The 26,631-nt window shown below is 54.8% G+C and carries 22 protein-coding genes and 1 pseudogene; 12 read left to right on the top strand and 11 right to left on the bottom strand.

Annotation, left to right across the window (positions count from 1 at the left end; genetic code table 11):
- Positions 1 to 92: 92 nt before the first annotated feature.
- From KHU29_RS21070 to KHU29_RS21055, 4 genes are all read right to left on the bottom strand, one after another.
- Complete coding sequence (locus KHU29_RS21070; protein ID WP_211455292.1) at positions 93 to 1,292, bottom strand: hypothetical protein; 1,200 nt, start codon at positions 1,290 to 1,292, stop codon at positions 93 to 95.
- Between the two features lie 560 nt (positions 1,293 to 1,852).
- The gene (locus KHU29_RS21065) at positions 1,853 to 3,169 is read right to left on the bottom strand and encodes a type II toxin-antitoxin system HipA family toxin (protein ID WP_211455291.1); all 1,317 of its coding nucleotides are present in this window, start codon (positions 3,167 to 3,169) and stop codon (positions 1,853 to 1,855) included.
- The gene (locus KHU29_RS21060; protein ID WP_211455290.1) at positions 3,170 to 3,475 is read right to left on the bottom strand and encodes a helix-turn-helix domain-containing protein; all 306 of its coding nucleotides are present in this window, start codon (positions 3,473 to 3,475) and stop codon (positions 3,170 to 3,172) included.
- Positions 3,476 to 3,836: 361 nt separating this feature from the next.
- Positions 3,837 to 4,700 carry a MurR/RpiR family transcriptional regulator gene (locus KHU29_RS21055; protein WP_211455289.1) on the bottom strand — a complete coding sequence of 288 codons (864 nt, stop codon included), beginning with the start codon at positions 4,698 to 4,700 and terminating at the stop codon, positions 3,837 to 3,839.
- 353 nt (positions 4,701 to 5,053) lie between these two features.
- Between KHU29_RS21055 and KHU29_RS22305 the strand changes: the two are divergent.
- Positions 5,054 to 5,212, top strand: a pseudogene (locus KHU29_RS22305) (allantoinase); the annotation flags it as partial.
- 11 nt (positions 5,213 to 5,223) lie between these two features.
- Positions 5,224 to 6,486: an allantoate amidohydrolase gene (locus KHU29_RS21050; RefSeq protein ID WP_211455288.1), complete on the top strand. Its 1,263-nt coding sequence runs from the start codon at positions 5,224 to 5,226 to the stop codon at positions 6,484 to 6,486.
- A gap of 359 nt (positions 6,487 to 6,845) precedes the next feature.
- Here the strand turns inward: KHU29_RS21050 and KHU29_RS21045 are convergent, their stop codons facing one another.
- Together KHU29_RS21045 and phbB are read right to left on the bottom strand one after the other, a co-directional pair.
- Positions 6,846 to 7,424 (bottom strand): phasin family protein, encoded by a 579-nt coding sequence (locus tag KHU29_RS21045; protein ID WP_211455287.1) that lies wholly within the window; start codon positions 7,422 to 7,424, stop codon positions 6,846 to 6,848.
- 107 nt (positions 7,425 to 7,531) lie between these two features.
- The gene (gene phbB, locus KHU29_RS21040) at positions 7,532 to 8,272 is read right to left on the bottom strand and encodes an acetoacetyl-CoA reductase (protein WP_211455286.1); all 741 of its coding nucleotides are present in this window, start codon (positions 8,270 to 8,272) and stop codon (positions 7,532 to 7,534) included.
- Positions 8,273 to 8,615: 343 nt separating this feature from the next.
- On the opposite strand from phbB, the gene KHU29_RS21035 reads away from it, so the two are divergent.
- Complete coding sequence (locus tag KHU29_RS21035; protein ID WP_211455285.1) at positions 8,616 to 9,032, top strand: hypothetical protein; 417 nt, start codon at positions 8,616 to 8,618, stop codon at positions 9,030 to 9,032.
- 97 nt (positions 9,033 to 9,129) lie between these two features.
- Here KHU29_RS21035 and KHU29_RS21030 read toward each other — a convergent pair whose 3' ends face one another.
- Entirely contained in the window at positions 9,130 to 10,563 is a 1,434-nt protein-coding gene (locus KHU29_RS21030) for a GGDEF domain-containing protein (RefSeq protein ID WP_211455284.1), read from the bottom strand.
- Between the two features lie 426 nt (positions 10,564 to 10,989).
- On the opposite strand from KHU29_RS21030, the gene KHU29_RS21025 reads away from it, so the two are divergent.
- The 8 genes from KHU29_RS21025 to KHU29_RS20990 all read left to right on the top strand — a co-directional run bounded on the left by KHU29_RS21025 (position 10,990) and on the right by KHU29_RS20990 (position 20,368).
- A complete protein-coding gene (locus KHU29_RS21025; RefSeq protein WP_246542400.1) occupies positions 10,990 to 11,679 on the top strand; it encodes a class I SAM-dependent methyltransferase in 690 nt (229 codons plus the stop codon).
- 497 nt (positions 11,680 to 12,176) lie between these two features.
- Positions 12,177 to 12,977, top strand: coding sequence for a glutathione S-transferase family protein (locus KHU29_RS21020; protein WP_211455283.1), 801 nt, complete (start codon positions 12,177 to 12,179; stop codon positions 12,975 to 12,977).
- Positions 12,978 to 13,510: 533 nt separating this feature from the next.
- Positions 13,511 to 14,521, top strand: coding sequence for a PIG-L deacetylase family protein (locus tag KHU29_RS21015; RefSeq protein WP_211455282.1), 1,011 nt, complete (start codon positions 13,511 to 13,513; stop codon positions 14,519 to 14,521).
- 27 nt (positions 14,522 to 14,548) lie between these two features.
- Positions 14,549 to 15,436: an ATP-grasp domain-containing protein gene (locus KHU29_RS21010; protein ID WP_211455281.1), complete on the top strand. Its 888-nt coding sequence runs from the start codon at positions 14,549 to 14,551 to the stop codon at positions 15,434 to 15,436.
- Positions 15,433 to 17,814 carry a glycosyltransferase family 2 protein gene (locus KHU29_RS21005; protein WP_211455280.1) on the top strand — a complete coding sequence of 794 codons (2,382 nt, stop codon included), beginning with the start codon at positions 15,433 to 15,435 and terminating at the stop codon, positions 17,812 to 17,814. Before KHU29_RS21010 ends, KHU29_RS21005 begins: the two co-directional genes overlap by 4 nt.
- A 109-nt stretch (positions 17,815 to 17,923) precedes the next feature.
- Positions 17,924 to 19,189: a tetratricopeptide repeat protein gene (locus KHU29_RS21000; RefSeq protein WP_211455279.1), complete on the top strand. Its 1,266-nt coding sequence runs from the start codon at positions 17,924 to 17,926 to the stop codon at positions 19,187 to 19,189.
- Between the two features lie 163 nt (positions 19,190 to 19,352).
- Positions 19,353 to 20,015: a dihydrofolate reductase family protein gene (locus KHU29_RS20995; RefSeq protein WP_211455293.1), complete on the top strand. Its 663-nt coding sequence runs from the start codon at positions 19,353 to 19,355 to the stop codon at positions 20,013 to 20,015.
- A 56-nt stretch (positions 20,016 to 20,071) separates the two neighbouring features.
- Entirely contained in the window at positions 20,072 to 20,368 is a 297-nt protein-coding gene (locus KHU29_RS20990) for a hypothetical protein (protein WP_343216087.1), read from the top strand.
- 163 nt (positions 20,369 to 20,531) lie between these two features.
- Here the strand turns inward: KHU29_RS20990 and KHU29_RS20985 are convergent, their stop codons facing one another.
- The 3 genes from KHU29_RS20985 to KHU29_RS20975 are packed head-to-tail and all read right to left on the bottom strand — an operon-like array spanning position 20,532 to position 22,823.
- Positions 20,532 to 21,416 carry a DMT family transporter gene (locus KHU29_RS20985; RefSeq protein ID WP_211455278.1) on the bottom strand — a complete coding sequence of 295 codons (885 nt, stop codon included), beginning with the start codon at positions 21,414 to 21,416 and terminating at the stop codon, positions 20,532 to 20,534.
- Positions 21,409 to 22,224: a DUF2182 domain-containing protein gene (locus KHU29_RS20980; RefSeq protein WP_211455277.1), complete on the bottom strand. Its 816-nt coding sequence runs from the start codon at positions 22,222 to 22,224 to the stop codon at positions 21,409 to 21,411. Before KHU29_RS20980 ends, KHU29_RS20985 begins: the two co-directional genes overlap by 8 nt.
- Positions 22,221 to 22,823 carry a DUF1326 domain-containing protein gene (locus KHU29_RS20975; RefSeq protein WP_211455276.1) on the bottom strand — a complete coding sequence of 201 codons (603 nt, stop codon included), beginning with the start codon at positions 22,821 to 22,823 and terminating at the stop codon, positions 22,221 to 22,223. Before KHU29_RS20975 ends, KHU29_RS20980 begins: the two co-directional genes overlap by 4 nt.
- Before the next feature lie 423 nt (positions 22,824 to 23,246).
- Here KHU29_RS20975 and KHU29_RS20970 point away from each other — a divergent pair, with 423 nt between their 5' ends.
- Positions 23,247 to 25,481 (top strand): NADP-dependent isocitrate dehydrogenase, encoded by a 2,235-nt coding sequence (locus tag KHU29_RS20970; protein ID WP_211455275.1) that lies wholly within the window; start codon positions 23,247 to 23,249, stop codon positions 25,479 to 25,481.
- A 194-nt stretch (positions 25,482 to 25,675) separates the two neighbouring features.
- On the opposite strand, the gene KHU29_RS20965 is transcribed toward KHU29_RS20970, so the two are convergent.
- Positions 25,676 to 25,882, bottom strand: coding sequence for a SymE family type I addiction module toxin (locus tag KHU29_RS20965; protein ID WP_211455274.1), 207 nt, complete (start codon positions 25,880 to 25,882; stop codon positions 25,676 to 25,678).
- Positions 25,883 to 26,631: the final 749 nt, after the last annotated feature.

The raw sequence follows: 26,631 nt of genomic DNA, 5'->3' as shown, positions 1-26,631 counted from the left end.
GCATCATTCGTCTGAGAATGGCTTCCTTGCGTTCTAATGAATAGCGTTTCACTGCATGTCTTCGCTCCGCCCCCTGAGCTTTTTAAGAAAAATCAGATGACGCGACATCTATCCTGACACAGGGGGGTATCGTGAATATCCAACGCAATTTTTTTCCGTTCTTGCGTAACGGCCTCCGAGGCCATCCGGTCGAGAATCTCGATGTTCTCGATAACAGGAAATGCCTGTTCAGCGATATGACTCAAAAACAGGGCGTCCGTTTTGCTGAATCTGCTCTTCCCTGAGACTACATAAATACGGCCGTCACCTTTTCGCAATGACAAGGGCACGCTGATAAAGGAATCAGTCGCCAGCAACTCGGCCATGTTCTGACTTGTTTCCTCACCGCGTTTGATCCATTTGCCGCTCGCACCGTCATACGCCAGAGATCCTCCGAATATAGACATGGCCGGCCCAAGCGGGCGGGTGTATGCAACGACATGATCCTGGGAAAAAGCCATGAGCCGTGATGCCGCTTCTGCACGAACTTCTATGGCATTGATCGATTGCTCCTCATCACCTTCTTTTATCGTCCGCAATGAATAGATCGCGGAATCCTTGTCTCGCATCACCAGAATGCAACTGCTGCCTTTGAAGAACGTCAATGTTTTTTTCAGAACAGAGGTAATGGTGTGATCGACCCCGAAACGAGGATTCGATAACCGGCTGACATCGCGAAGCAGGGCGATGCGGCGCTTCAGCTCTATTTTCGACTCCCCCCAGCGCGCACTCATGTACCCGAAGGTCAGCAGGAAGGTGGTGCGCAACAATAGCCGCGGGAGATCTTGTTCCATCTCTGAGATAAAGCCGCTCAGGATGAGCATTAGCGCTGAAGCGATGGTAATTCGCGCGCCTTCTTCGAAGCCCCAGCGAAAAGAAGCGGTGAGAATGGCGAAAAAGAAGAACAGGAAAAAGAAACTGTTGATGCCGCCAGTAAATAAAACGATCAAGGCATACCAGCAGATATCCAGCCAGTGGATCAGCTTGCTTTGCGAGAACGGTATGTTAAGCAGCGAAAAAATGTAGATGGCAATACTGTGAAGGATATATCCGGAAAAGACGAGCCAGGTGAAATGGTCAACACCGCTCAAGCCGGAAGGATCGACAAAAATCGCCAATAAACCCGCAACAGCCAAGACCAGCCGCATCCGGGCAACCATCAGCGCATCGGCAGCGTCTGTGGTCAGGCTCGCCGCGATTTCGTTTTGTTCGTCCAGCCTGGATGCCGGCATAGTGTTTTCGCGCCAAGACATTGACGTGATCCTCTCCCTTTGTTTCCTTGCGCGCTCCTGGTTTATCGGATGTGCCAATTGGGCGCGCTTCTTATATTTGGAAACCACCAAACAAAATAACGTCTTCTAGCAATGTTTCTGCGTTTGTAATTTTTTGTTAAACATTGTTGGTGTTGATTTACATACTGCACATGTCTTGTGGGATTGTCAATGTAGTCATGGGCTATTTGAAAGCGGTGTTGCGCCGAAGTCAAACAGGCAGGGAGAGAATTGAGACACTCACCTCAGGAGGTGTTGTCGACTAACGGTTATGTATGTGAAAACCGCATATGCATGGAAGTTATGATTGCTTTCAAGAAACTGGTCGTGTTCGTATACTCGCGCTTGCCTGATATCCATCCAGGTTCTGTCACCAACAATCACCAATAGCCAAGGTAGACAACATGAGCATCGTGCATAGAAAGAACAAGAACAGGCCGAACGGTAATACCTCTGGCAAGCGCCGCCAGCTGTTACAGGCCGGTCTGGGCCTGGGTCTTGCTGCTGTCGCTGACTATTACTGATAGTTCTGATGGGGCTGATCAATTGGCATGAGGAGGGCGATTATTTTCCGCGCCGGGCGCGCCCCTGGTTACCGCGATCTGGATCCGCTCAGATTCATCGGCCGCGGTAAAGCACGGGGTTAGCGTATGAATGTCGGTGTCCGCCATCCCGGCTTCTTTGAATACGTGGCGCCAATGCGATACCACCTCTCGCACTTCATTGACGATTTGCCGCGCTTCATCAACGGTCAGAAGAAACCGGCCGCATTGGGAAAGAGCGTTACTAATCGTGCTGGCAGCGCCCTGGGCTCCTACTCCAATGGCTTGCGGCAGCGATGTGGCGTCCAGGTGCGGCACGATGTCGAATGCCGGTGACAAGGCGAATCTCCTTTGCCTGGTCATCAAGAGTGCATGATTGCGCATGTGATCGTCGACGTTGCCGACCAGGATGTTCAGGACCATGCGCCGAAACAGTTCGTGGCTGTCAGCCATGCCTTGCTGACTCCGCGGCCGGATGGTTTCGGCAATGCCGGCGTAGGAATATCTGGTCTTGTATTCCCGCTTGTCCGGACTCAGGACGTCGATATTGATTAATGTCTTGGCGCTCATGTAGTGCAGCCGGTGGCCATCCTTGGTACGGTCGAAACGCTCAACCAGGAGCACCGACTTGTCGGCAATTTTTAGCAATTCGAAATCAGGCACGTTGATTCCCGCCTGGCAGGCGAGCCGCATGGTGGCGTATTCAGCAATGGGCACATCGAACTTGTCGTCCGCGCGGCTGAACTTGGCAATGTGTTCAAAGCCATTGCTCATGACGACGGTTTTTGGGCGCACTCCGCCTAAGCTCGCACCCGGTTGCATCAGCTGCACGGCTTCCTCATCCAGTTCGGTATCAATCTTCACAGCCAATTTATTGATGGTCGCCAGAAGCCGTTCGTTAAGCGCAGTAACAGGCGCCGGACGGACACCGATATCAGGATTGACCTCGTTCGACACGGAAAAGCCAAGGCAGCCAGAGCCATAATGCCAAGACTGTAGAAACCATTCGATCGGCGTAGCGGGCAGCGGCTTCTTTCCCTTGCGTAGGATGCTGCTGGTTAGCCGCACACCCCAAGCATTCGGACCGACATCCGAAAGCACCCCGTAGGAGCCATCCTGATGCCGAGGAATCACTTGTTGTTTGGCATCTAAGGGCAAGTGCAACGGATCAATCGAAAACGCGTCCTTGCGTTCGATGTAGCGCAGGCCGTATCCGAAGTGCCCATCCCCATTGCCGTCCAGGCCGAAACTCGCAATCGGGATCGGTTTGGCGGGATCTTCACACAGGAAAATCACGCACTCTGTCAAAGGGGGCATTTAAAAATCCCTTTTCAAGACAGGGGGAGGGGCGACACGTTTATGTTTTGGTTTGTCGGGCTGACTCAAAATCAACTCCACGTCGCTTAGTTCCTGTAGCGAATCAAGTACTGTGAGAAACACGCCTAGTGATACCCCGGGGTCGCCACGCTCCAGGCGTCCTAGCGTCGTGCGGTGGATACGGCAATTTTTTTCCAGCTGTACCAGGGTTAATTTCTGCGCCTTCCGGGCGCTGCGAATGCGCTCGCCCAGACGCTCTGCTGTTTCCAGGACAGGAAAGGGCGTAAAGTTCTGATCATGTCGCATAGATACATCCTTTTTGGAAAAATGACTGATATATGCATCATATACTAAGTATTTCTTGTGGGTAGCCAGGAGATTGCAAGCGCCGCAAATAGATTGGGAATGTTTGCTTGGCTGCCTTGGTATTCAAGAGTAAATGTCGCATAAATGCATTATAAATAAAAAAATATTGTATTTATGATGCTTTATGGGAGGGATTTGGATATTTTTTTGAAGGTATTTAACTAAGCTGAGCACGCTGCGCTTACCTGACATTACTGCAAAAATTATCGTCGATCACTCGATCACTCGATGGGCTGGCAGCAGGGCGGCAATTGCACGTTCCATGGCGTATGTCCCAGGCTAAAGTGTTCCGAATCCGGCTTCACAACTCTCTTAATGCCGAGTGCAACTCTTCAATTTTCACTAATCGCTGTCGACCGGCAGCGCCAACCTTGTCAATTACCTGTGCCGACAAAACGTGGCAAAGCGCCATTACCGCGGTGTGGTTATCGAGCGGTATCGGGCTTTTCGTATCGCATTTGAGTACCCAATCCGCTCCCAGATCGCCACGGTTGGAAGAGTCCGTGATCAGAAGAGTTTTTACGCCAAAACTGTTAACCGCTGCAATCAAGTCAGCAAGCAACGGGTTACGTCGTCGCAATCCAAAGACGATGAACAAATCGTCAGGCTCCAGGCCGACCAGATATTCCGCGATCGTTTCCCCTGACACCGGCAGCACATAAACGTTGTTACGGAACTGAATGAATTGCCAGCGAAGGTAGGAAGCGAAAAAATAATTATTACGCTGCCCGAAAATCCTTACCTGGCGAGCTTTGGCGATTTTCGTGCCGATTTCATTGATTAGCGCTGGCGATATCCCGGCGAACGTGCCGCGGATGTTCTGTGTGCTAGAGGCGATGTGCTGCTCATACAAGCCGGCGCCATCTTTAGCGGCGTTTTGTTCCGGCCGGTCCAACAGGTAAAGCGGTGAACCCCAGTCCATGCCTTGTCGCGCCAGGCGTCGCATCTGATCGTAATTCTGATAACCGAGGCGCTGCACCAGCCGCGTCATTGTGGCATTAGACACGCCGGCCATTTTAGCGATTTCAGATGCCGAGTAACTAGCCATATGGCCGGGCGATTCCAGAATCATGTCGGCCAGGCGCTTTTCGGCCTGCGGCAATTGACCGAGGTGTTGCTGGATACGCGTCGACAGCGCAGCCGCGGGAGATGTTGTTTTAGTCATGAGTTGCATCTATGTAATGCAGAGTGAAAAATTATTTTACACGAAGTGAAAAAAGATTTGACACGCGATGAAAAAAGATTTTCAATGGCTCGTTCGTGAAAATATATTACCATTCAAAAAGAATTACCAAAGCAAGGTGGCGGTAGTGGTCCTTTATCCTCCACTTCCAATTTAAGCAACAGCAACGAATGAACACTAAGTAATGCAAGCGTCTTGCCTTATTCAGCGAAAGACTGAAAAGCGTAGACGCATGAAACGCATCACCTTGCTAGGACAATAAAGATTGGCAATGTTCAAACATTAGGAGACAAAGATGGAAAAGCACAATGCAGTGATCAAGCCGTCGTATGACGACCGGCATGCACTGCCGCTTGCTTGTACGTCCCGGCCGGATGCGTTCACTGCCCCGTTTCCTGGATTACGTACAGGCGCGCGATCAGGTCCGGATCTGCCGCCGCAGTGATATTGCGCGTCATTGGATCAACACATTCCCCCCAGCTAACTTGATGTAGGAGTCTCCAAAATGAATACGTTATCTGCAAACTCGGCACTAGAATATCCGAATGAAATCGGCCAATGCATCATGTCCGATGCACAAGCGCTGGCAGTTCATACAGAAACGCCGGGCATGTTGACCCGCACCTATCTGACGCCGGCCCACCACGGTGCCGCGGCGCAGCTGGCCGACTGGATGTGCGCAGCGGGCATGAGCGTACGACGTGATGCGGCCGGCAATGTCATCGGACGTTATGAAGGCCTGAAGCCGGGTGCCCCCGCTCTTTTGACAGGGTCGCACTTCGACTCCGTACGCAATGGCGGAATATTCGATGGCAATCTGGGCGTCTTGCTGCCGATCGCCTGCATTCAACGATGGAATGCCGAAGGCAAGCGCTTCCCCTTCGCACTTGAAGTCATCGGTTTCGCCGAAGAGGAGGGCGTACGCTTCAAAGCGACCCTGCTCGGAAGCCGCGCAGCGGCCGGCACTTTCGATATGGCGGTGCTGGATAACCGGGATGAAGATGGCCACACCATGCGGGAAGTGATGGCGGCGTCAGGTTTCCATACTGTCGGCTTGGCGAAAGCGGCTTATGCACCCGAGTCGGTGCTGGCATTTGTTGAAGTCCATATCGAGCAGGGGCCGATGTTGCTTAGCGAAGACCTGCCGGTGGGAATCGTGACCGCTATCTCCGGCGCCTCGCGCTTCATGGTCGAGATTGAAGGTCTGGCCGGCCATGCCGGTACCGTGCCGATGGACATGCGCCGCGACGCCGCCATGGCAGCAGCGGAAATCGGCTTGCACATAGAACGGCGTTGTAGCGGAACGCCGGGACTGGTCGGCACTGTCGGCCAGTTCAATGTGCCGAACGGTGCTGCGAATGTCGTCCCGGGCAACGCGATATTTTCGATAGATATCCGTGCTGGCGAAGATGCGGTGCGCCAGCGTGCCACGGCCGATGTTCTCGCTGAAATCGAGAAGATCGGGCAACGCCGCAATGTCACCATCCAGACCCGGAAGACACACGAGGCTCCTAGCGTTCCTTGCGCGCCGTGGCTGCAAGATCAATTGGCGGCGGCGGTCGAGCGGTGCGGATCGCCGGTGCGGTATCTGCCATCAGGCGCCGGACATGACGCCATGGCGATGGCTGCAATTGCAGATGTCGCGATGCTGTTTGTGCGTTGTGGCAATGGCGGCATCTCTCATCATCCGCTGGAGACTATGACGGTACAAGATGCGGAAACGGCTGCCAATGTCTTTATCGATTTCGTAGAAAATTTTAAAAAATGACCGTGGCGCTCGGTGCCGGTGTCGGAACAGCGATATCTCACGTGGTTGCTCACGTGGTTGTGACCGTAACCAGCCACTCAACTTCTGAATTGGATTGATTGGATTGAAAAGAAAGTGACGAAAACAAATATCTCCATCGACGGCTTCAACCGGACCGCGCAGCAAGTAGTCGACGTCGCCCGCGCACCGCACCTGCCAGTGACCCGGGCCGATTCTTCACGCGCCGTACAGTTTCCGGAAGAAACGCGGCGTACCGATATTCGATGCGCTCGACTATATCGATAATATCGTCGACAAGGAAATCAAGCAAAAGAAAACGGGCCGCAAAGCGGCCCGACAAAACCTGTCACGCAAACGCTTTACTTCTTGTCGTTCTGCTTAGCAGTCTTTTCTACCGCTTTTTCTACCGTTTGGGAAAGCTGGCTCGTGACCGTAGTCAGATTGGTTTCCAGCGCTTCCGCCGCTTGTTTGGCGGTCTTGGTCAACTGCTCGTAGCCGGCGTTGGCGTTGTCAAAGGCCGATTTGAGTATCGCTATCGCGCTTTCGGAACCGGCCGGCGCATTTTTTGCGACTTCATTCAACAATCCTATTACCTTGCTGTGGGCACTGGCAATTTGCGCTTCAGTGGTTTCGGTGATTTCAGCTTGAGTGCTCGACGCAATAGCCGCCAGGTGACGGCCATAGGCCAGCGCCTTTTCCGTATTCGGCTGCGCTTGCGCTGCGCTCAACGCGAAAAATTCCTGCGGGTCTTTGGCGGCGAGCAGTTGCTTGGCTGTAACGGCAGACTCTGCCGCTGACGCTTTAGCGGCGCCGACGTTCAATTCGATCACTTTTGTGACACCTTCAAGCGCCGTGCCGGTCAGTGCATTGATCATGGCGAGTTGGGCCTCGAAGTTGGCCTTGATAGCGGTTGAAAATTGTTCTGAAATTGAAAACATGGTTTTTTTCCTCAAGGTTCAATAGATACTTCATACGAGCCGCCCCCGATATGGGGTACAGCAACAATCAGGGTGCGCTGCAGTCATGACGACAAACAGTGCACACCTTAGGACATATGTTGTCCGCCATTGATGGCGATATTCGCCCCCGTCACAAACGCGGCTTCATCTGCTGCAAGATACGCGACCAAACCTGCGACTTCCTCGGGCTTGCCCAGGCGTCCCATCGGAATTTGCGGAATGATCTTGCTGTCGAGTACGTCCTGTGCAATCGCCATCACCATCTTGGTCCCGATATACCCGGGCGAAATCGTGTTCACCGTCACACCCTTGCGCGCCACTTCCAGTGCCAGCGCTTTGGTGAACCCATGCATACCGGCCTTGGCAGCCGCATAGTTACTTTGTCCGAACGCGCCTTTTTGCCCATTGACCGACGAGATATTGATGATGCGTCCCCAGCCGCGCTCGACCATGCCATCGCACACCGGCTTGGTCATGTTGAATACCGAGTCGAGGTTGGTGTGCATCACTGCATCCCAATCGGGTTTGTCCATTTTCTTGAAGGTCATGTCGCGCGTGATGCCGGCATTGTTGACTAGCACATCGACCGGGCCGATTTCTTTCTCGATGGTGCGGATGCATTCCCGGGCCGAATCGTAGTCGGCCACATCGCAAGGATAGGCGCGGAATTGGTAACCCTGTTGATCCATCGCCGCCAGCCATTCGTCGGCCTTGGTATTGCCAGGCGAGTAGGTTGTGATCACCCGATAACCCAGCGCTGCCAGCTTGATGCACACCGCTTCGCCTAAACCACCCATGCCGCCAGTTACTAATGCAAGTCTTGCCATGTTGCTGTCTCCTAATGTTTTATATTGCGATGCCGTTGAAAATGGCGTTGCTGGCTAAACACCCGGCGGTGCGAGCTAAACAAGCCAGGTTTTAGTATGGCTGCGACACGTTACATCCGTATGACACGACGCAGTCGCTAGAGGAGTATTTGTGAGGATGGCAGGTCTGCATTGATGGGGGGTGATCTGCTTAATGCGCAGCAGCCAAATAGGTGTAAAATAAATTCTACAGGGAAATATTTGTTCCGTCGCGGCTGAACACTTCAAGTCACATGCGTCGGGCTTTTTGTTGCTTTAAGCAGAATAAATTCGGTTCGACAAACCCCTTTTTTTGGGAGGCGACATGAATGCAATTCCATTCGAAAAAGTTTCAGTTTCGGAAGCAAAAGCGGTACTTGACGAAGCGTTGCGGAGCCGGCAGGAAAAGAACTGGGAGCAATTGCGCCGTATGCTGGGCCCTGCTGATTTGAACTTGCAGGAGCAGACATACAACTGGTTATTGTTGCTGCCTACCGAAATTTGGCCCTTATGGCTAATCAAGCATTATCCGCGTATCGCCAACCAATTGGCCGAAGTCTGGCTGCGGCGGTCTGCCGGCGAGAATTTTTTTGCTGAACTCTTACTGGATCAACGGGGGACGCGTAAAGGTTTTCCGGTGGAGGTGTCGCGAGAGATCATGTCTTTGAAGTTGTATTTCGACAAGAATCCAGCGCCGGTTGCCAGGCAATCGATACAGATGGAGAGGGAAAACAACTCCTGATCTATAAGGGAACGTCGTTCGTAGACCGTAATTTTCGATGCGAATGTGTTGCTGTTTACACTTCCGGTGATTTCAAAATAGAAATCAGAAATAGAAATCAAGACAGGGCAGGGTTGCCGCCGGTTTGGACGGATGTGATCACCCGGTTGCGGCCCAGGTGTTTTGCATTGTACAGACGCTCATCGGCCACGCCGATAATAGCTTCTATGGTGTCGCCGTCGCGGCCGAATTGCGATACGCCGATGCTCACCGTGACCGGGATTTGTCGTTGCCGGCCGCTCTCAAATGAACTGCCTGCGATGGCCACTCGCAGCCGCTCGGCGATATCGCGCGCGCCTTCGAGAACAGTCCGAGGTAACAACACCATGAACTCTTCGCCGCCCACTCGGGCGACGCCGTCATAAGGTCGGATTGCGTCGAGGCATCGCTGAACGAATCCCTTCAGTATGTCATCCCCCGCTTGATGACCGTAGCGGTCATTGATGGTCTTGAAATTATCCAGATCGAGTGCCAATACGGAGAACGGTTCGCCGCCGCGACGAATCCGGGCCATCTCGGCTTCGACCTGCTCGGTGAACCGCCGCCGATTGTCCGCACCAGTCAGCGGATCGGTTGCCGCCAGGCGCTCGAGCGTTCGATTGGTGCGCTCAAGTTCGTGCAGCGCGTTCTCGGTTCGCGCCATTGCTTCGGCGAGCCTCCCCATCATTTCCTCCTGGCTGTAGATCGTCGAGAACGATCGCGTGGTGAGGAATGCTTGTACTACCCCATAGCTCAACAGGAAAAATCCGCCGGCGAAGATCGCGTGCGCGAGCCACCACATGTGATTCCACGGACGCCCGAGGATGAACGCGAGAGAAGATAGCGCGAACGCCGTTACCGAGATGGCGAAAATCGTCATGAGCGGCGAGCGGATTCGGCGCTGCAGGAGCACCGTCACATTCAATGCAGAAAAAACCAGAGCCCCGCCTTCCATCGACAGGCGCACCGCAGGGGCGCCGGCGATACTTGAATTCGCGACCAACGCTACCGCCAGGTTCACCAGCAAGAACAATCCTATCCACCTCAACCACGGCCATGGCTGTGCACGCTGATCCATGGCGTCAGATGGGCTGTGATACGACAGTAGCGCGATCAACAGCAGGATTGCCATGACCAGACGCGAGGCAGGGCCATACAGCAGGAATAGCCAGAGATTGTGGTGCGCAAGCCCTGTGAACGCACCATGCAGTGCGTAAATCAGCACAAACCCGAGAAAGCCAAGCGTCATCCAGCGGAGTAGTGGTTCTCCCGACGACAGATAGCAGCGCCACGTCACGTAAGTAACAAAAAGCCCTTCCAGGGTGGCTGCCGCAATTGCAATGACGTGGAACGCGTGGTCTTCGAACTTGAGGGTGGGATCTTGAAAAAAGAACAGGTAGGCAATCAGATAGAGCGGCACGAGCGCAAAGCATGCGAGGAGCAAGCTGGCATAGGCTTTGGTCACGAGACGGATGACTCCAGACGTCTCGCCCGCGACAACGGTATCGCTCATGTATCCCTCCGATTTTTGCTTGAACTTTATAAACACGGAGCCAGTGCTGCTCAGAAGCCGCAAACAGACAAAGGGCAGCTTGCTCCGGCGCTCATCAGCGCGATGGGTCTAAAGATGTTGCTTCAAAATCTGGATTTCTACGAATTCTTGCTGTATGAGTAACAAAAAATGTTCGACGGAAATATAGTATGACGTAAAATTTTCTGTTAGGCACTATATTGTTCGTTTGCTTGCTGAGTGACCAAAATATCGGCTGCGGTCACGCTGGCGGATACTTGAGGCAAAGGGCAATTCCATCTCACGCCGAAGAGACGCTGACGTGCTGCTCCCATTCAAGCTATTGCAGATTAACGCGATTGATGAAGTGCAAAATGCATGGCAGATCAATAAAGTATTAATATTACGCAAAAACAACCGAGAACCATCATGCTTCTTACGCTTAAGAACCGTGTGTTGCGTTTTTTGAATCCAAATATGCTGGCCGACGACGGACGCCAGGCTGATGAAGCTGCCGTGTCGCTACAGAATCACAGCCGGATACACGTCCCGAACCCTCTTTTTTTGAGGGAGCTTGCCCGTGATCCGAAATCAATCGGGGCAATTTGCTCAAGCTCCGAGCGACTCGGCATCCGAATGGCTCAGTACATCGAACTTCATGAAAATGGATGGGTCGTGGAGCTTGGCGGAGGGACTGGAGCCATCACGCGGGCATTGCTGCTGCACGGGGTGGCGCCAGGCAGGTTAATCGTGATTGAAAAATCGCAGGGGCTTGCAGCCCATTTACGCAGTTGCTTTCCTAAGATCAGGGTCATTCACGGCGATGCTGCTGATATGAGCATGATTCTTAAAGAAAGCCTGTCGATCAGAGCAGTGGTTTCTGGATTGCCACTGCGTTCACTCCCGAAAAATGCAGTAACCAGCATTACGGATGCTTGTGTAGGCATATTGCATCCGCAAGGGCGCCTGATCCAATTTACCTATGCGCCGTGTGGCGTTTCACCTTGGCTACGTGCCGGTCTGGAGAAAGTCGGAAGCGAAACCGTCTGGTCTAATATTCCCCCGGCCAGGGTTGAAATTTTCACGAGTCCTCCCGCATATAGCCCGGGATTGGACTGAACCTGCCTGAATAAGCGGCAACAGGCGGTGGCGTTAAGCGCTGCGCCAACTTCACGTACCTGTCGGGTCTTAAGTCCTCACGCTCCTTGCCGCGTCGCGCATGACGACTATGATCTACCTGTCATCGCAGTAATATTTCCTTGCATCCAATCATGTCAAAACAGACTTCTGAAAACACTTGAAATCACAATCATGTAGTCAATAGTAATGATGGCGAACATACTCTTGATACACTTCGTCGGCGATCCAGGCCGCGATGATCGAGAACGGGATCAGTAGAACAAGTACTACTCCGATTTCCATAAAATAAAATCACCTTTCGATGATCCCTCTGTCAATGAAACCACATTCAGGCTAATAAATCCGACAGGGATTACAAGTGCACATTGATATCTTTTTTCATAGACATTGCACACTACCGCCGCCCTCGGCAATTTGCGTTAGTGGATATTTGATCCGTAACCGAAGCGCCAGCTCGACAAAGGAGTATCGTCCCAATGACCGACAACAACGCTACCCTCGCCGTTCTGATTACGATGCCACACAGCCACTACTGCGAGAAGGCGCGGTGGGCGCTCGATCGGCTCTCGCTGCCGTATCGCGAAGAACCGCATGTGCCGTTGTTGCACCGGTTGGCAACGATGCGCAACGGTGGCCGCAGTGTACCGGTGTTGATATATGGCTCCGGTCGCTTCATTGATTCCACCGGCATCCTGAGTCATGCGAATGCTGTCTGCGGCGGCGACCTTCTTTATCCATGCGACTCCGCACTGCGAAATGAAGTCGAAGCACTTGAAGCGTGTTTCGACGAGGAACTCGGTCCGCATGCGAGGCGTTGGGCCTATGCGCAACTGCTGCCGGAGCGCCGCCTTCTCCGTCAAGTTATGTCGCGTGGCGTACCACGTTTCGAGGCTGCCTTGCTGCCGCTCATCATGCCGGGTGTGGTCCGCCTGGTCCGCACAGGACTGAGGATTACGCCGGAAAGTGCCTGCCGTTCCATTGGGCGTGTGCATGGCGTCTTCAATGACGTCAGCGAACGACTTGGCGATGGGCGCCAATTCCTGGCCGGCGGACGTTTCACTGCCGCAGACCTGACATTTGCGGCGCTCGCCGCACCTGTGCTGTTTCCCGCTGAATACCGTGCCGCCTATCCCGCGCTCGACCAGATACCAGCTGTAATGCGCGACGAAGTGCTGCGCCTGCGGGATACCGACGCCGGCCGGTTCGCGCTGCGCTTGTTCTTGCAAGAACGGGACCGACGGTTGGTTGGCGAGGCTCGACATGGTCTGGGCGTGTAAGTTGGGTCACAGTCTAATGCCGTTAAGTTAAGGTTACCGGTTATAGCGCTTGCCACGTCATTCCCGCGAACGCGGGAATCCATTTTAACCACCATACTGTGCAACATGGATCCCCTCGTTCGCGGGGATGACGGAGTGACCGCATTGGGCCATCTAAAGAATACCGTTCGGGGCTTAACTTAACGGCATTAGGGTCACCGTCAGATCTTCGCGTCCATAAAAGATACCTGAAACAGACATCCACTATGTCCGAATCGGACAAGGTTTTGTCGCCAACACCATTGCTAATAATTCTATTATCGAGGCATCCCGTCCGCTAATGACGTTCACTGAAGACGCCATTGAACGGCGTGGTGATGTCCATTCAAAAATAAACTTTGCTGAACGCTTAAAATTTAATCAAAAAAATAGGAATTATTACAAAGCAAGCGAGCACGCCGAGTTCTCAACCAACATGTCGTGTCCATTGCTCATTTGTATGTTCTTCGCGGTCAGTATGGCGGCACTTGGGAGAGCTGTCATCAGAGTATGGAATGGCATTCTGGCAATGCCAGCGAGGCAAAACATCCCATAGCGATACGCTTACAACCTGGCCTTTCTTTAAGGGGTGTTTTATGTTTTCCTTCGAAGAACCGATCTTGCTGTGCTTTTATTCGGCCATATTGCTGCTCGTGGCGTATCAGCTTTTCCGTTTCCGTCTGGTGCTGACAGGACTGCCTGCCCCAGCCAGGAGAGCGATAAGTGTCTTGCCTCTTCTCGCCGTGCTGATTCCAGCCAACGGCGCGCTTGAATTCACAAGCGTTATACATTCCGGCCCGACAATTCTTTACGCAGTGCAACTCAGCAGCTTCATCGTTTTAGCCTTTGTCATTTTCAATCTCATTTGGCTGATCAGGTTCATGCCGAAGCCGCAAAAGAAATTGATCGTGCTGGCCATCGGTGCGCATCCGGACGATATCGAACTTGGTTGCGGGGCTGCGCTGCTACGCTACAAGGTGGAGGGGCATGAAACTCACGGCATTATATTTTCCGCCGGCGAAGGTGGTGTTCCCGATGTCTTGAGGGGAAGCGGCAATCCTCGTAAGAAGGAAGCAGAGAAAGGCGGCCGGGTCATGAAGCTAGATAGCTTGACGGTACATGCATTTCCCGACACCAAGTTGGTGAGCCGGCAAGACGACATCAAGCGCGTCATCGAAGAAGTCACGCGGCAACTTCATCCGGACGTGGTATTCACGCACAATCGCCACGATCTCCATTGCGACCACCATACCGTATTCCTGGCAACGATGGAGGCCGCTCGCCGGGTGCCGACCATACTCTGCTATGAAAATCCAAACACGCCTCCCGGTTTCCAGCCGAATTGCTATATCGATGTTTCGCTATATCTGGAATACAAAATCAAAGCACTGAAATGCCATGTCAGTCAAACCGCATCCCGGCCCTATCTCGAAGAAGACCTGGTGCACAGTTTGGCGACCGTGCGTGGAGGGCAGGCGCGGCTTCGTGCCGCCGAGGCCTTCGAAGCCGTCAGATTTACCGTGTAACGACGCAAGCGGCTCCTGGAGGCGACGATGACAAAGATCAAAAACGTTTTGGTAACCGGCGCCGGCGGCCCCTCCGGCAAGGCAGCAATCCAGGCTCTCAAGAGCAAGGGTTTCCGCGTGATCGCAGTCGATATGACTCCCGTCGATCATTGTGCGGATGCTTTCATCTTGGTGCCGCCGGCACATGATCCGGAATTCCCTGAACAGCTGGATGAACTGCTCCTTACCCACGAGATAGCTTGGTTTTTCCCGACGGTGCAAGAAGAATTGGTCCTGGTTGCCGAGCGCGCGGCTGCATATCGGGATCAAGGCATCGCCGTCTACATGGCCAATCCGGCTGCGGTGGCAATCTGTAACGACAAATGGCTCACGGTGCAAAGCTTGATGGCAGCCGGCATTGCCGTGCCCAGGAGCGCTATCGGTGATCGGGATTCGGCGGACGTCACGCCCTTAGGCTTTCCCCGCATTTCCAAACCCAGGATCGGTCGCGGCGGACGTCAGGTGGTCGTCCATGACGGGCCTGACAGACCTGATATGGAATACGCCGGCAACAACCTTGTGTGGCAAGAATTCATGCCCGGCACCGAATACGATGTGCTGTTGATGATCCAGCCGGACCAACAGATGAAGACCATGGCTGCCACCGTGTTCGAAAAAACCTTGCTGCGCGAAGGGCGCACCGGCAACGCGCTGGAAGTTGCGCGGGTCACGGTTCCGGACGTGTGCAATCTTGCCTTGTCCGCGGCCCGGGCTCTGAAGCTGGTTGGTCCGCTGGACATGGATATCCGGCGCGACAGCAACGGTGTCGCTCATATCCTCGAGATTAACGCCCGGATAGGCGCCAATACGCACAAGGCGCCGGAAATTTTCGACGCCTTGGTGGAACTTTACGAAACAGGCGATCTCGTCGGATGACGGACTTACTCCTTTCTCCCTTATTGCTGTTCGGCGCCGTCACCTTTTACTTCGGCCTGCTGTCGCTCGCCTATTTTCCGCTGGCATTCTCATACCCATTGTGGGAGCGACGGCTCATGCGTCGCGCCAAGACTGCCAGGTACGCGCCGCGCGTCAGCGTACTCGTGCCGGCTTACAACGAGGAGCGAACTATCTTCCTTAGCGTGCAATCGATACTTGATTCCGATTACCCCGATTTTGAGGTAATCGTCGTCAACGACGGGTCGACGGACGCAACGGCCAGCGAGCTTCGGCCTTTTATTGTCGACCGCCAGATTCGCTACTTTGCAAAAAATAATGGCGGCAAAGCGTCGGCGCTCAACGCAGGAATTGCGCTTGCCACCGGGGATATCATCCTGTTTTCCGATGCAGACTCCATTTTCGAAAAAGACACGATCCGAAACGGTGTGGCCTATTTTGCCGACCCTTCGATCGGCGCGCTCAGCGGCAATGACACTCCACTCAATCCCCACGGAGCGCTGCAAAAGATGCTGGTTGTGACTTCTCACATAGGAACAGGCTTCGTGCGCCGGGCACTTTCCATGGCAGGCGTATTGCCGATCATTCCGGGTAATCTCGGCATGGTGCGGGCCAGGATCCTGCGGGCGATCGGCGGCTTCCGCGAAGTATGGGGGGAAGACCTGGAAATCACACTTCGGCTGCACCGTTACGGCGTCCGCATCGTGTATGGCGCCAGCACCAAGGTGCTGGCGGAATGTCCCCACACCTTGCGCGGCCTGTGGAAGCAAAGAGTGCGCTGGATCAGAAGCTACATCAGCATCATGCGCATGCACCGCGATATGATAGGGCGCTGGAAATTCGGCGCCTTCGGCTTTTACATGTTGTTTAATTTCTTCAGCATGGTTGTCATTCCGGTCTTGCTGGCGCTCAATCTGCTGTTGTTGCCGGCGGCATTGCATGCCGGCGCGCTCAACGTGCGGAATGTGGAATGGATCGCGTACCTGGGATTCGGATCTTTGCTCGCCGCAGCCGTGACCGCCATCTTGTTAGACAAGTCGCCGCGCGACTTGATTTATCTGCCGTATACCCTGGTCTTGCTCCCCCTGAGCTACTTTTACACCGCGGTGGTGATTTACTCGATCTGGGCCGAATCGCGCGCCCACTCTCAGGACTGGAACAAACTGGAGCGGAGAAACCCGAACCAGCTCCCTGTGGTGGATGACCCGTGGAGGCGCAGGCTGGTGTTAGGCGGGGCCACGGTGGCAGGCCTCGCAGCGGCGAGTTCCGTGATGCAGATCGATGCAGACGACCTTGGCCAGATCGGACAATTGTTCGAGCACGAAGGCCCGGTCGGCGGCAACCTTACCGTTTCCATCCATTTTTCCGATTGGCCCGACTGGCGCCAGGCGCTTAAGTTCCTCCTCCGGCCCGCAGCATCGAAACACGTGGACCGGGTTGCCATCTCTGCCGGCCGGCCCGATTGGGCATTCTACAAGTGGCAGGGAGGTGAACAATGGTGGAGTCCGGACCAGCAAGACGCGGATGCAGACATGCTGGGAGAGACCATTGCGATGCTGACGGCGCGAGGATACGAGACGATTGCGACGCTGGATGTGCTGGCCCCCCGGTATTTGCAAATAAACCCACATTTTGCAGCGGTTGATATCAAAGGCAAATACAGCAGCGAAGTAGTGTGCTCCACTTGCCTGGCAAACGGAGAATATGGAGAATTGCTCGATGCCGCATTCCGTGCACTTGCCGCTAAAACTGAGGTAGACTCGATTTGCATTACGGAAATGTTCTACGATGTTCATTGCTACGATGACCGTTGCCTTGCTTCCTTCGCAAAGGCAACCGGGCGCAAGGACTGGCCACGCCATTTCGGCGGACGGATAGACCGGCGCGATCCGGCCATCGGCAAATGGCGCTCGGAACAAGTAGCCAGGACGATCGCCAGGCTTTCCGGAATTGCACGGACGTATGGCAAGCGACTGTTGATGGATGTCAGGGTAAGCCGTGACAACCTGGCGCGTAACAGTAGTGAAAATGGCCAGGACTATCGTTTGTTGCTGCCTCTGGTGGATCAGCTCGTGGTGTGGGATTATTTTGCCATTGACCGTCTGTCACCGCGGGTCGCCGGCAAGGTTGCCAAATACCTGAGCCGCAATTTTGGAGCGAACCGCTATTGGCACTCGATCGGATTATGGGATGACAAGGGAGGATCTATCGACGCTGAACAGATGGCTCGTGCCATACGCGCGGCCCGTAAAGCCGGCAGCGATAATATTTGGATTACACCTGGCAAGGATCTCACTGCGGCGCACTGGCAGGCACTGGAAAAACTCGAGCTCGGAAAGGATTATCCGGATCATGCCTGATGTCGCGTCGAGTTGCAGCTGCCGGCGGGCGCCGCAGATGTCCGTGCTGGAACCACGTTTTATCTAAAATCACCTTGGCGCAGTAATTTCTTTGAGAAAGGACGCATAAATGAGTCTCAAAACAAAGGGGAATGTGTTGTCTTGGGGCGCAATCCTGGCCTGCCTGTCAATGTATGCATCGGCGTCGGAAACCGACGCTGCGCTGCCGCAAAAGGAAAAATCCTATGCTGAAAGGGCAAACCAGGAAATTCAGAATTTCCATTGGAATGAGGCATTACAGATTTATCGCGACGAACTAGTCAAGAATGAGAAAAATGCCGATGCGTGGCGTGGCATCGGCAAGATACTTCGCTGGGAAGGCCACCTCGAAGAATCGCGGCAAGCCTACGAGAAAGCTGCCGCGCTGGAACCGGACGATTCCAATGCTGCTTTGGGAATCGCCAATACCTACCGCTTGAACCATGATTTCAACCAGGCGGCAGCCAGCTATGGCTCTGCCCGGCAGCGCTGGCCCAAGGATGAGGAAGTGCAACAGGCCGCCTACGATTTTGCGCGCGAGAGCAATCCGCGGATTTTTGCCAAATACGAAAGGGACCTTGCGTTTCGAACCGAGACTTACGGCGCCGGCACTCCGCTGTTATCGCGCGAAGACATCCAATTGGAACATGTCAAGGATGAGAGCCTGGGAGCGTATATCCGAAAAGATGAGAAGGCCACTTACACCCACTTTTTCGGCCTGAATAATTTCCTGGAACTTCGGTATAGAAGATCGAGATATTCCTATTTTGCCCCGGTGACTGATTTTTCCGCGATCGACTGGTTCGACGAATATCGTGCGCGGTATACCTATCCGATCACTCTCGAGCAAGTGGGAACAGTGACTTACACCTATCGTCCGAGCAGATTGAAAACCACCCAGCAGTCGTACAACTCGACCAAGCTGGAGCTGGAACTTCACTCGCAGTGGACGCCGCGCTTTGCGACATTGGCGGGTGCAGGCGGATTGCGGGATCTGAACGACAATCCCACGACGACCCACGATCTGCGTACCACCAGCCTGCTGAAAGCGGGAGTGGAGTATCAGCTGACGCAACGAGCCCAGGCGTCAGCCACCTACATTACCAACCCGGACCTGGACAACTCTATCCATAGCAAAAGCCTGTTTTTGCTGAATTATCAATGGCGAGACGACTTGTCTTCCTTGCTTCGCTATCGTTACGACGACTACAAGAACGGCATTAATCAACGGATTTATTCGTTAGCGTTGCGATACACACCTAACGCGCACATTTGGAGCGAAGTGGGTATCTTGACTGCCAGTCGTGGGGGGCGCAGCGGGGTTTATCCGGAAGCCACGCTTATCTACAAGTTTTAAGGGCGCTTTATTTGCTTTGACCCGTCGTGGCAGCCCGTGCTTTCTAGCTGGTAAGCCATTTTTTTAGGATTCTCATGGCCGATGTATACCGCAATGACCGATATAGGCCGCAGGTCTTGCGGTTGACATTACGTTAGGCGTCAATCGAAAGGAAGGCATGAAAATGACACGCGTCCGAGTTAATGGCTTTACCATCTCGCTTGACGGATACGGAGCTGGTCCGAATCAGGACATCGGGAATCCGCTCGGCGTGGGCGGGACAGATTTGCACCAGTGGTTAGTCCCGACACGCACGTTCCAACGGACCCTGTTTGGTGCCGACGGTGGCACAACGGGAATCGATGACGACTTCGCTGCGCGGGGCTTCAAGAATGTTGGCGCGTGGATTCTCGGAAGAAACATGTTCGGACCGATTCGCGGTCCCTGGCCCGACATGAACTGGAAAGGCTGGTGGGGAGACAACCCACCCTATCACGTTCCAACTTTCATCTTGACTCATCATGCGCGCGCGCCCATCCAGATGGAAGGCGGAACGACATTCTACTTCGTCACGGGCGGTATTCACGAGGCGCTTGACCGGGCGCGCGACGCAGCCAACGGAATGGATGTGCGCATTGGCGGCGGACCTAACACTATCCAGCAATATCTCCGTGCAGGCCTCATCGATGAGCTGCACGTTGCTATCTCGCCGGTCCTGCTGGGCGGTGGAGAGCGACTATTCGAGGGGATTGACGTGCGCGCTCTGGGATACGAATGCGTTCAGTTCGTTGCGTCGGAGAAAGCCACCCATGTCGTACTCCAGCGGCAAGGGCACAATGACGCCTAACAACCGGTTGCAGCGGACGGCGCCGCCGGGCAGCGGTCAATTCGCATCAGCACCTAATGGGTGAGCGCAGCCAAAAGAAACACGGCGTCGACACTCCTTTCAAGCCTGTAGAGATTGGCGAGTCAGCGGAACAACTGATGACGGCAAGCAGCGCTCCATCAAAAGCAGAAAAGAAGCACAACGAACTGGTGATCTACGACCCAGGTCGTTTGTTTGATGTTTTGATCGATCAATTGCAATTGAAAAATGATGTGGTACTGAGCCGTTTGCTTGACGTTACCTCCATCCGTGATCAGCGGCATTCGCCATGGCCTTCTACAGGTAGGGGCACTATTGTTAGTGCGGATGCATGAGGGTAGTGGTTTGGCTATTACTGAATTGCGCGCCCTGATGGGCGATCATGGCAAAAAATTTCGCAGTGACGAGACCGATTTCTAGTCAGAGGAAAATGCAGTCGAGGTCCAGAAATTACCATCATTTTTTCAGTTGCCATCGCTAGCCTGCGTGGCCCTTTGGTTATATGCGCGGCCTCTGCGATTTGCTGGTCAGCACCAACGCAATGCCACCAAGGATCGCCACGGAGGCCGCGACCAGGCGCGGCGTGATCGCCTCCGACAGGAACGCCACGCCGCCAAATGCGGCGATGAGCGGCACCGATAACTGTACCGTGGCTGCTCGCATGGCGGAAAGTTTGCTCAGCGCTGCGTACCAGATGACGTACCCGATGCCGGACGTGAGTGCGCCAGAGGCAATGGCCAGGGCGACCCCGACTACATCCGCGTATGCGTTGGCGACGAAAAGCAAGCTCAGCAGGAGGGTGAACGGCACCGCTCGCGCAAAGTTACCTGCCGTGGTGGCGAGTGGGTCGGCCACTCCGCGACCGCGCAGCGAGTACACGCCCCACGCCACGCCTGCAATTGCCATCAACGCAGCACCCAGGAGCGGCGGCGCAGCTATACCCGGCGACACAAGGTAGACCAGCCCCGCGACAGCCAACGCGAGACCGAGCCATGCGATAGGTCCGAACATCTCGCCCGAGCGCAGGCCCACGAACAACATCGTCAATTGAACCGCACCGAACAGAATCAAAGCACCAGTACCTGCGGGCAAGGTTAGATACGCGAACGAGAAGAACGCGACGTAAGCAAACAGCATGGTCGCGGCGAGCCAGTCGGCGTGGCCGGACGAAAGCCGGGGCGCCTTGAAACGCACGATGACGGCGAGTGTGATCGCTCCTGAAACCAGTCTGATGCTGGCGAAGCTGGCTGGATCGATGCCTCGTTGCTGTAGCGCGAGTCGACACAACAGAGAATTTGCCGCGAAGGCGAGCATGGCCACCGAAGTGAGGACGATTGCCTGCAAGCCGGGCAGGCCATTGCGCTCGTTATGCTCGTTATCCATGGGTCGCCACCAGGACCACAGCCCAAGACAATAGCGCGACACCGAGGGGAGTGCTGAGACGCCGGCCCCAGCGAACGTTCTTTTCAATTGCCATGGCAGCCGCAAGCAGCAGCATCCAACCTAGGCTACCGGCGCCGAGTGCGAACATCAACAGCATCAACGCCCAGCAGCAGCCGACGCAGAACAGGCCGTGTTGCACGCCAAGCGCAAATGCGTGTCGCGCTTGCGCCTGCCCACGCCAGCGCTGGATAACGAAACTCAAGGGTGTACGGCATTTTTCCAAACATCGATACTTTAGCCGGCTGAACTGAAAGGCGCCGGCCAACGCAATTATCGCTGCGCCGATCAGCCAGCCATGCCAAGCCAATGCGGGGATAGTTGCAAGCAGCGACAGCATGGCGCCATGGAGTGCGTGCGCTAGGAGTCCGAATGCGCCCCACACCGTCATGTAGCCTAGGCCGAGTAGTATGAGCAGGCGCCCGTGGTCCGGACGCTGCGCCGTCAGTCGGTCGAAGGTGTTAAACAACGGCAGGGTGGTCGGCAGCATCATGGCTGCCGTCATGAGTATCCACGCGGCGGCGTAAAGCGCCATGGGCACGATCACAGTGCCGCCGGGAACGACACGGCACAGAAAAGCCGCAGGCCCTGATGCGGTCCAGTCACCGTGATCGAGATAGCGTCCGTATGGACTGCGCGCCCATGCCCATAGCGACAGCCACGCGAGCGCAATCAATGCGGCCAGCACCGGCAGGAATACGCGATGGCGGCGCGAGCTGCCGGGCGACAGCGGACCGGCCAAAGGGTTCATGCGTCAAACACGAACGTACTCTGCAAAGCGTTGTGATTCTTGATGTTCAGATCGATACCAAGGGCAGCGTTCTTGGATCGATAGGTCGGAGCCTTGCCGACAAACACCGGCGCTCCTGGCACCGTCGAGAACACTGTGTCGGATAGCATAGTCTGGCCGCCGGTCGCGCCGAGATAGGGCTCGAGTTCAGCATAGTAGTTCTTGCCGATCTCGAGTTCACCCTTGCCCGCGACGACGGTGAAGCGTATCGGCGCCCGCTCCACCGATACCACCTCGCCGATCAGTGCGGCGAGTTCGGCGATCGGCCCGCCGGCCTTGCCGGTGTAGACCTTCAGTAGTGCCTCTTCCTGCGCCTTGGAGGCCTGGTCGTCGACGTAGATGGCGGCAGTCCAGTTGCCTAGCAGAATATTGCCGGGAACATGCGCCACGGCCGCGATGGTGTTGCCACCCACATCGAGGCCGTCGACCGTTCCCTTGTCTATGCGCCATGCGACGATAGTATCGCAGGTGCCGTTGTCAGGGTCTTCGCCGATCCAGCAGGGGCACAGGACGTTGCAATTGCAAACCTCGAGCAGGCGACCTTCCAGGTGATAGCTCATACGAACCTCCGTTGCAGCTATACGAACACGGGCTTGTCACCGCAGCTCGCAGCGGCAAGAGATAAATTACTAGGATGCGTGGTGGGGCAATTCAAGTTGGATGACGGCGCCTTTCGGGAAGGCGGACTCATCGATTTTACCCAATATTGATATATCAGGTTGATGTCGGTACTGTTTGCGGCGAACGAGTTCCGAAACTAACGTGCGTCAACCAGTTCGGCGCTGGCGTTGGTAAAATATCGGTTTTCCCTTTGCCTACGCGGACGGTACGATGCCCCCTGTCACAACCATACAAGCGAACCCCCGGTATCTGTACTCCATGTAATCGCAGTTTCCAGATTAATTCAGCGCGCCCTTAAGGGGCAGCACGCACCAAACCAATGCGGCAGCGCCAACCGACACACCAACCGCAAGGAGATTAAATTGACTGCAGGTAAATCAACCATCATCTATACGCTTACCGACGAGGCGCCGCTTCTGGCAACCGCTTCTTTGCTGCCTATCGTCAGGACCTTCGCCGCCACGGCCAATATTGACGTCGTCGAGAGCGACATCTCGGTGTCGGCGCGGATTCTTGCCGAATTCTCCGATTGTCTCGCTGATGAAAAGAAAGTACCGGACAATCTGGCTGAGTTGGGGCGTCTTACTCAGGAACCCGATACCAATATCATCAAGCTGCCGAACATCAGTGCCTCGGTGCCGCAACTGATCGCGGCTATTCGCGAACTGCAGGCACGCGGCTACAAGATCCCCGACTTCCCCGAAGACCCGAAGACCGACGAAGAAAAATCCATTTTGAAGCGTTATTCAAAGACGCTGGGTAGCGCGGTCAATCCGGTGTTGCGCGAGGGTAATTCCGATCGCCGTGCACCAGCGGCGGTGAAACGCTATGCGCGCAAGAACCCACACTCCATGGCCAAGTGGAGTCCGGCATCCCGCACGCACGTTTCTCACATGCACGGTGGGGATTTCTACGCCAGCGAAAAATGCATGACGCTATCCAAGGCCTGCGACGTGAGGATGGAGCTGGTCGCCAAGGATGGCGCAGTCACTGTCTTGAAGAACAAGGTGTCGCTGCAGGAAGGCGAGATCATCGACAGCATGTTCATGAGCAAGAAGGCGCTGTGCCAGTTCTACGAAGAACAGATGGAGGACGCGCGCGAAACCGGCGTGATGTTGTCGCTGCACGTCAAGGCGACGATGATGAAAGTCTCGCACCCCATCGTTTTCGGGCATGCGGTGAAGATTTTCTACAAGGACGCCTTCGCCAAGCACGGCAAGCTTTTCGAGGAACTGGGCGTCAATGCGAATAACGGTTTGAGCAGTGTCTATGAGAAGATCGCCACCCTGCCGGAATCCAAGCGTGATGAAGTGATCCACGACCTGCACGCCTGTCATGAACACCGTCCGGAACTGGCGATGGTGGACTCGGCCAAGGGTATCTCCAATCTGCATGCGCCCAACGACGTGATCGTTGATGCTTCGATGCCGGCCATGATCCGTCTCGGTGGCAAGATGTGGGGTGCGGATGGCCGTCCGAAAGACACCAAGGCGGTGATCCCCGAAAGCACGTTCGCCCGGATCTATCAGGAGATGATCAACTTCTGCAAGACCAATGGCGCGTTCGATCCGACCACCATGGGCACTGTGCCGAACGTCGGCCTGATGGCGCAAAAGGCCGAGGAGTACGGTTCACATGACAAGACATTCGAAGTTCCCGCCGATGGCGTGGCGCGCATTGTCGACTTTGACGGCACCGTGCTGCTGGAGCAGAACGTGGAGCAGGGCGACATCTGGCGCATGTGCCAGGTCAAGGATGCGCCGATTCGCGACTGGGTCAAGCTGGCGGTGAACCGCGCCCGCCTGTCGGGGATGCCGGCGATTTTCTGGCTGGACGAGTACCGCCCGCATGAAGCCGAGCTCATCAAGAAGGTGCGGACCTATCTGAAGGACTACGATCTGACTGGTCTCGACATCCAGATCATGTCGCAAGTGCGCGCCATGCGTTACACCTTGGAGCGCGTGATCCGCGGCAAGGACACCATCTCGGTGACCGGCAACATCCTGCGCGACTACCTGACTGACCTGTTCCCGATCATGGAACTCGGCACCAGCGCCAAGATGCTGTCGATCGTGCCGTTGATGGCAGGCGGCGGCATGTTTGAAACAGGCGCGGGTGGCTCGGCGCCGAAGCATGTCAAGCAGTTGGTGGAAGAAAACCACCTGCGCTGGGATTCGCTGGGCGAATTCCTGGCACTGGCTGTGTCGCTCGAAGATATCGGCATCAAGACTGGCAACAACAAGGCCAAGATCCTGGCGCAGACCCTCGATGACGCCACCGGCAAGCTGCTGGAGAATAACAAGTCGCCTTCACCACGCACCGGCGAGCTTGATAACCGCGGCAGCCATTTCTATCTGGCCATGTACTGGGCACAGGCGCTAGCGCAACAGACTGAAGATGCAGAACTGCAGGCGCAGTTTGCTCCGCTGGCCAAAAAACTGACCGAGAACGAGCAGGCCATCCTGGCAGAGTTCAAGGCGGTGCAGGGTAATCCGGTGGATATTGGCGGCTACTTCATGGTCGACCAAGGGAAACTCAGCGCAGTCATGCGTCCAAGCGCAACCTTCAATACAGCGTTGAACGCCGCGCGCATCTGACGTCAACGTAATGCGGATCTGCGCAATGCCGCAGATCCGCACCGGCTTGCCGGCGCAATTTGGCAGCTCGCGCAGCAACGCTACGTGTTTGGGAATGGAAGCGGTTGGAATTATTGTGTGCGAAGTACAAATCCCGACTCCGGTTAGTGCGGAGTCGGGAGCGGCTTTCTGTCTGCCGATGATGTCAGTGAAACCTAGTCGCTGGTAATCATCAGGCACCCGGTCATGACCCTGACGCGTACGTTGGCATTGGGGTTGAAGCCTGTTTGTTTGATGCCGTTGCCATGCAGACGAATCCAGAGTGTTTCAGGATCGTCGTCCTGATAGAAGGACACGTTGAGCCGTTGTGCTGCGTTTACTATCGATGTGCTGCTATCTCGCGTACTATTGCGCTTAGCCATATTAACTACTCCGTTTAGTTGATTGGTTAGCGGGTCATGGGTGTTCCTGCACCTCTGACCCGCGTCTCTTTGCTGCTCTGCATAACGTTCTTTGCTCTGAACGCATTCTTAAAAATAGCACGTGCCCATGTTTAAAGACATCATTATCGTGCGTCGATGGATTTTTAAGAAAATGTAGATGCTTGGCGTTGTTATCATCGACATCAGCGGAGCGTTATGCCATCGGAATGGCTGATGATGCACTGTTTGCGGTCGCTGGCCTGTGGCGCTCCGGGGTCGAACTGGATGGCAATGTAGCCCACTCGTTCACGCAGATCTCCTTGATAAAGTTGGGTTCGCACTGTTACTTTTTTGCTTGGCGTTTGCTAAGAGAGGGGGCGGCTAGATGATTGTCAGATCTTGCAATGACACATTTATGTTAGCAAGTTCAAGGAGTCTAGGGATGCTGAGTCATTGGTAACATCCACTTTGACGAGCCTGCGAATCGCTGCTTGATCTTCGTGCATATCTCATGACAAGACTTGACCACCGATCGTCCGCTAGGCACCTTCGCCTCATGGGCTGCTTCAGATTGAAAGCCGTCACTTGGCTACAAATGTCCTATTGCTGCAGCTTGACGAGTTCGGCGCGTGTCAAGATAGTTGTCGCCTGACTTATGCAGCCAATCGATCTATAGAAAGGTTGGCCAATTCAGCTGCGACGACTGAATCCCGTTCTGGATTGAGCGTGACGGCTTGAATCGGTTTCCA

This window comes from Collimonas antrihumi (genome assembly GCF_018304965.1).
In the GTDB taxonomy this organism is placed as follows: Bacteria; Pseudomonadota; Gammaproteobacteria; order Burkholderiales; family Burkholderiaceae_D; genus Collimonas; species Collimonas antrihumi.
The sequence above is the reverse complement of the archived record's forward strand: the minus strand, read 5'-3'. Positions and strand labels throughout refer to the sequence as shown.

Bases quoted from the DNA above. Each gene is read 5' to 3' on its own strand.
- KHU29_RS21070 (WP_211455292.1), bottom strand. From the start codon at position 1,292: ATGTCTTGGCGCGAAAACACTATGCCGGCATCCAGGCTGGACGAACAA.
- KHU29_RS21065 (WP_211455291.1), bottom strand. From the start codon at position 3,169: ATGCCCCCTTTGACAGAGTGCGTGATTTTCCTGTGTGAAGATCCCGCC.
- KHU29_RS21060 (WP_211455290.1), bottom strand. From the start codon at position 3,475: ATGCGACATGATCAGAACTTTACGCCCTTTCCTGTCCTGGAAACAGCA.
- KHU29_RS21055 (WP_211455289.1), bottom strand. From the start codon at position 4,700: ATGACTAAAACAACATCTCCCGCGGCTGCGCTGTCGACGCGTATCCAG.
- KHU29_RS21050 (WP_211455288.1), top strand. From the start codon at position 5,224: ATGAATACGTTATCTGCAAACTCGGCACTAGAATATCCGAATGAAATC.
- KHU29_RS21045 (WP_211455287.1), bottom strand. From the start codon at position 7,424: ATGTTTTCAATTTCAGAACAATTTTCAACCGCTATCAAGGCCAACTTC.
- phbB (WP_211455286.1), bottom strand. From the start codon at position 8,272: ATGGCAAGACTTGCATTAGTAACTGGCGGCATGGGTGGTTTAGGCGAA.
- KHU29_RS21035 (WP_211455285.1), top strand. From the start codon at position 8,616: ATGAATGCAATTCCATTCGAAAAAGTTTCAGTTTCGGAAGCAAAAGCG.
- KHU29_RS21030 (WP_211455284.1), bottom strand. From the start codon at position 10,563: ATGAGCGATACCGTTGTCGCGGGCGAGACGTCTGGAGTCATCCGTCTC.
- KHU29_RS21025 (WP_246542400.1), top strand. From the start codon at position 10,990: ATGCTTCTTACGCTTAAGAACCGTGTGTTGCGTTTTTTGAATCCAAAT.
- KHU29_RS21020 (WP_211455283.1), top strand. From the start codon at position 12,177: ATGACCGACAACAACGCTACCCTCGCCGTTCTGATTACGATGCCACAC.
- KHU29_RS21015 (WP_211455282.1), top strand. From the start codon at position 13,511: ATGGCATTCTGGCAATGCCAGCGAGGCAAAACATCCCATAGCGATACG.
- KHU29_RS21010 (WP_211455281.1), top strand. From the start codon at position 14,549: ATGACAAAGATCAAAAACGTTTTGGTAACCGGCGCCGGCGGCCCCTCC.
- KHU29_RS21005 (WP_211455280.1), top strand. From the start codon at position 15,433: ATGACGGACTTACTCCTTTCTCCCTTATTGCTGTTCGGCGCCGTCACC.
- KHU29_RS21000 (WP_211455279.1), top strand. From the start codon at position 17,924: ATGAGTCTCAAAACAAAGGGGAATGTGTTGTCTTGGGGCGCAATCCTG.
- KHU29_RS20995 (WP_211455293.1), top strand. From the start codon at position 19,353: ATGACACGCGTCCGAGTTAATGGCTTTACCATCTCGCTTGACGGATAC.
- KHU29_RS20990 (WP_343216087.1), top strand. From the start codon at position 20,072: ATGGGTGAGCGCAGCCAAAAGAAACACGGCGTCGACACTCCTTTCAAG.
- KHU29_RS20985 (WP_211455278.1), bottom strand. From the start codon at position 21,416: ATGGATAACGAGCATAACGAGCGCAATGGCCTGCCCGGCTTGCAGGCA.
- KHU29_RS20980 (WP_211455277.1), bottom strand. From the start codon at position 22,224: ATGAACCCTTTGGCCGGTCCGCTGTCGCCCGGCAGCTCGCGCCGCCAT.
- KHU29_RS20975 (WP_211455276.1), bottom strand. From the start codon at position 22,823: ATGAGCTATCACCTGGAAGGTCGCCTGCTCGAGGTTTGCAATTGCAAC.
- KHU29_RS20965 (WP_211455274.1), bottom strand. From the start codon at position 25,882: ATGGCTAAGCGCAATAGTACGCGAGATAGCAGCACATCGATAGTAAAC.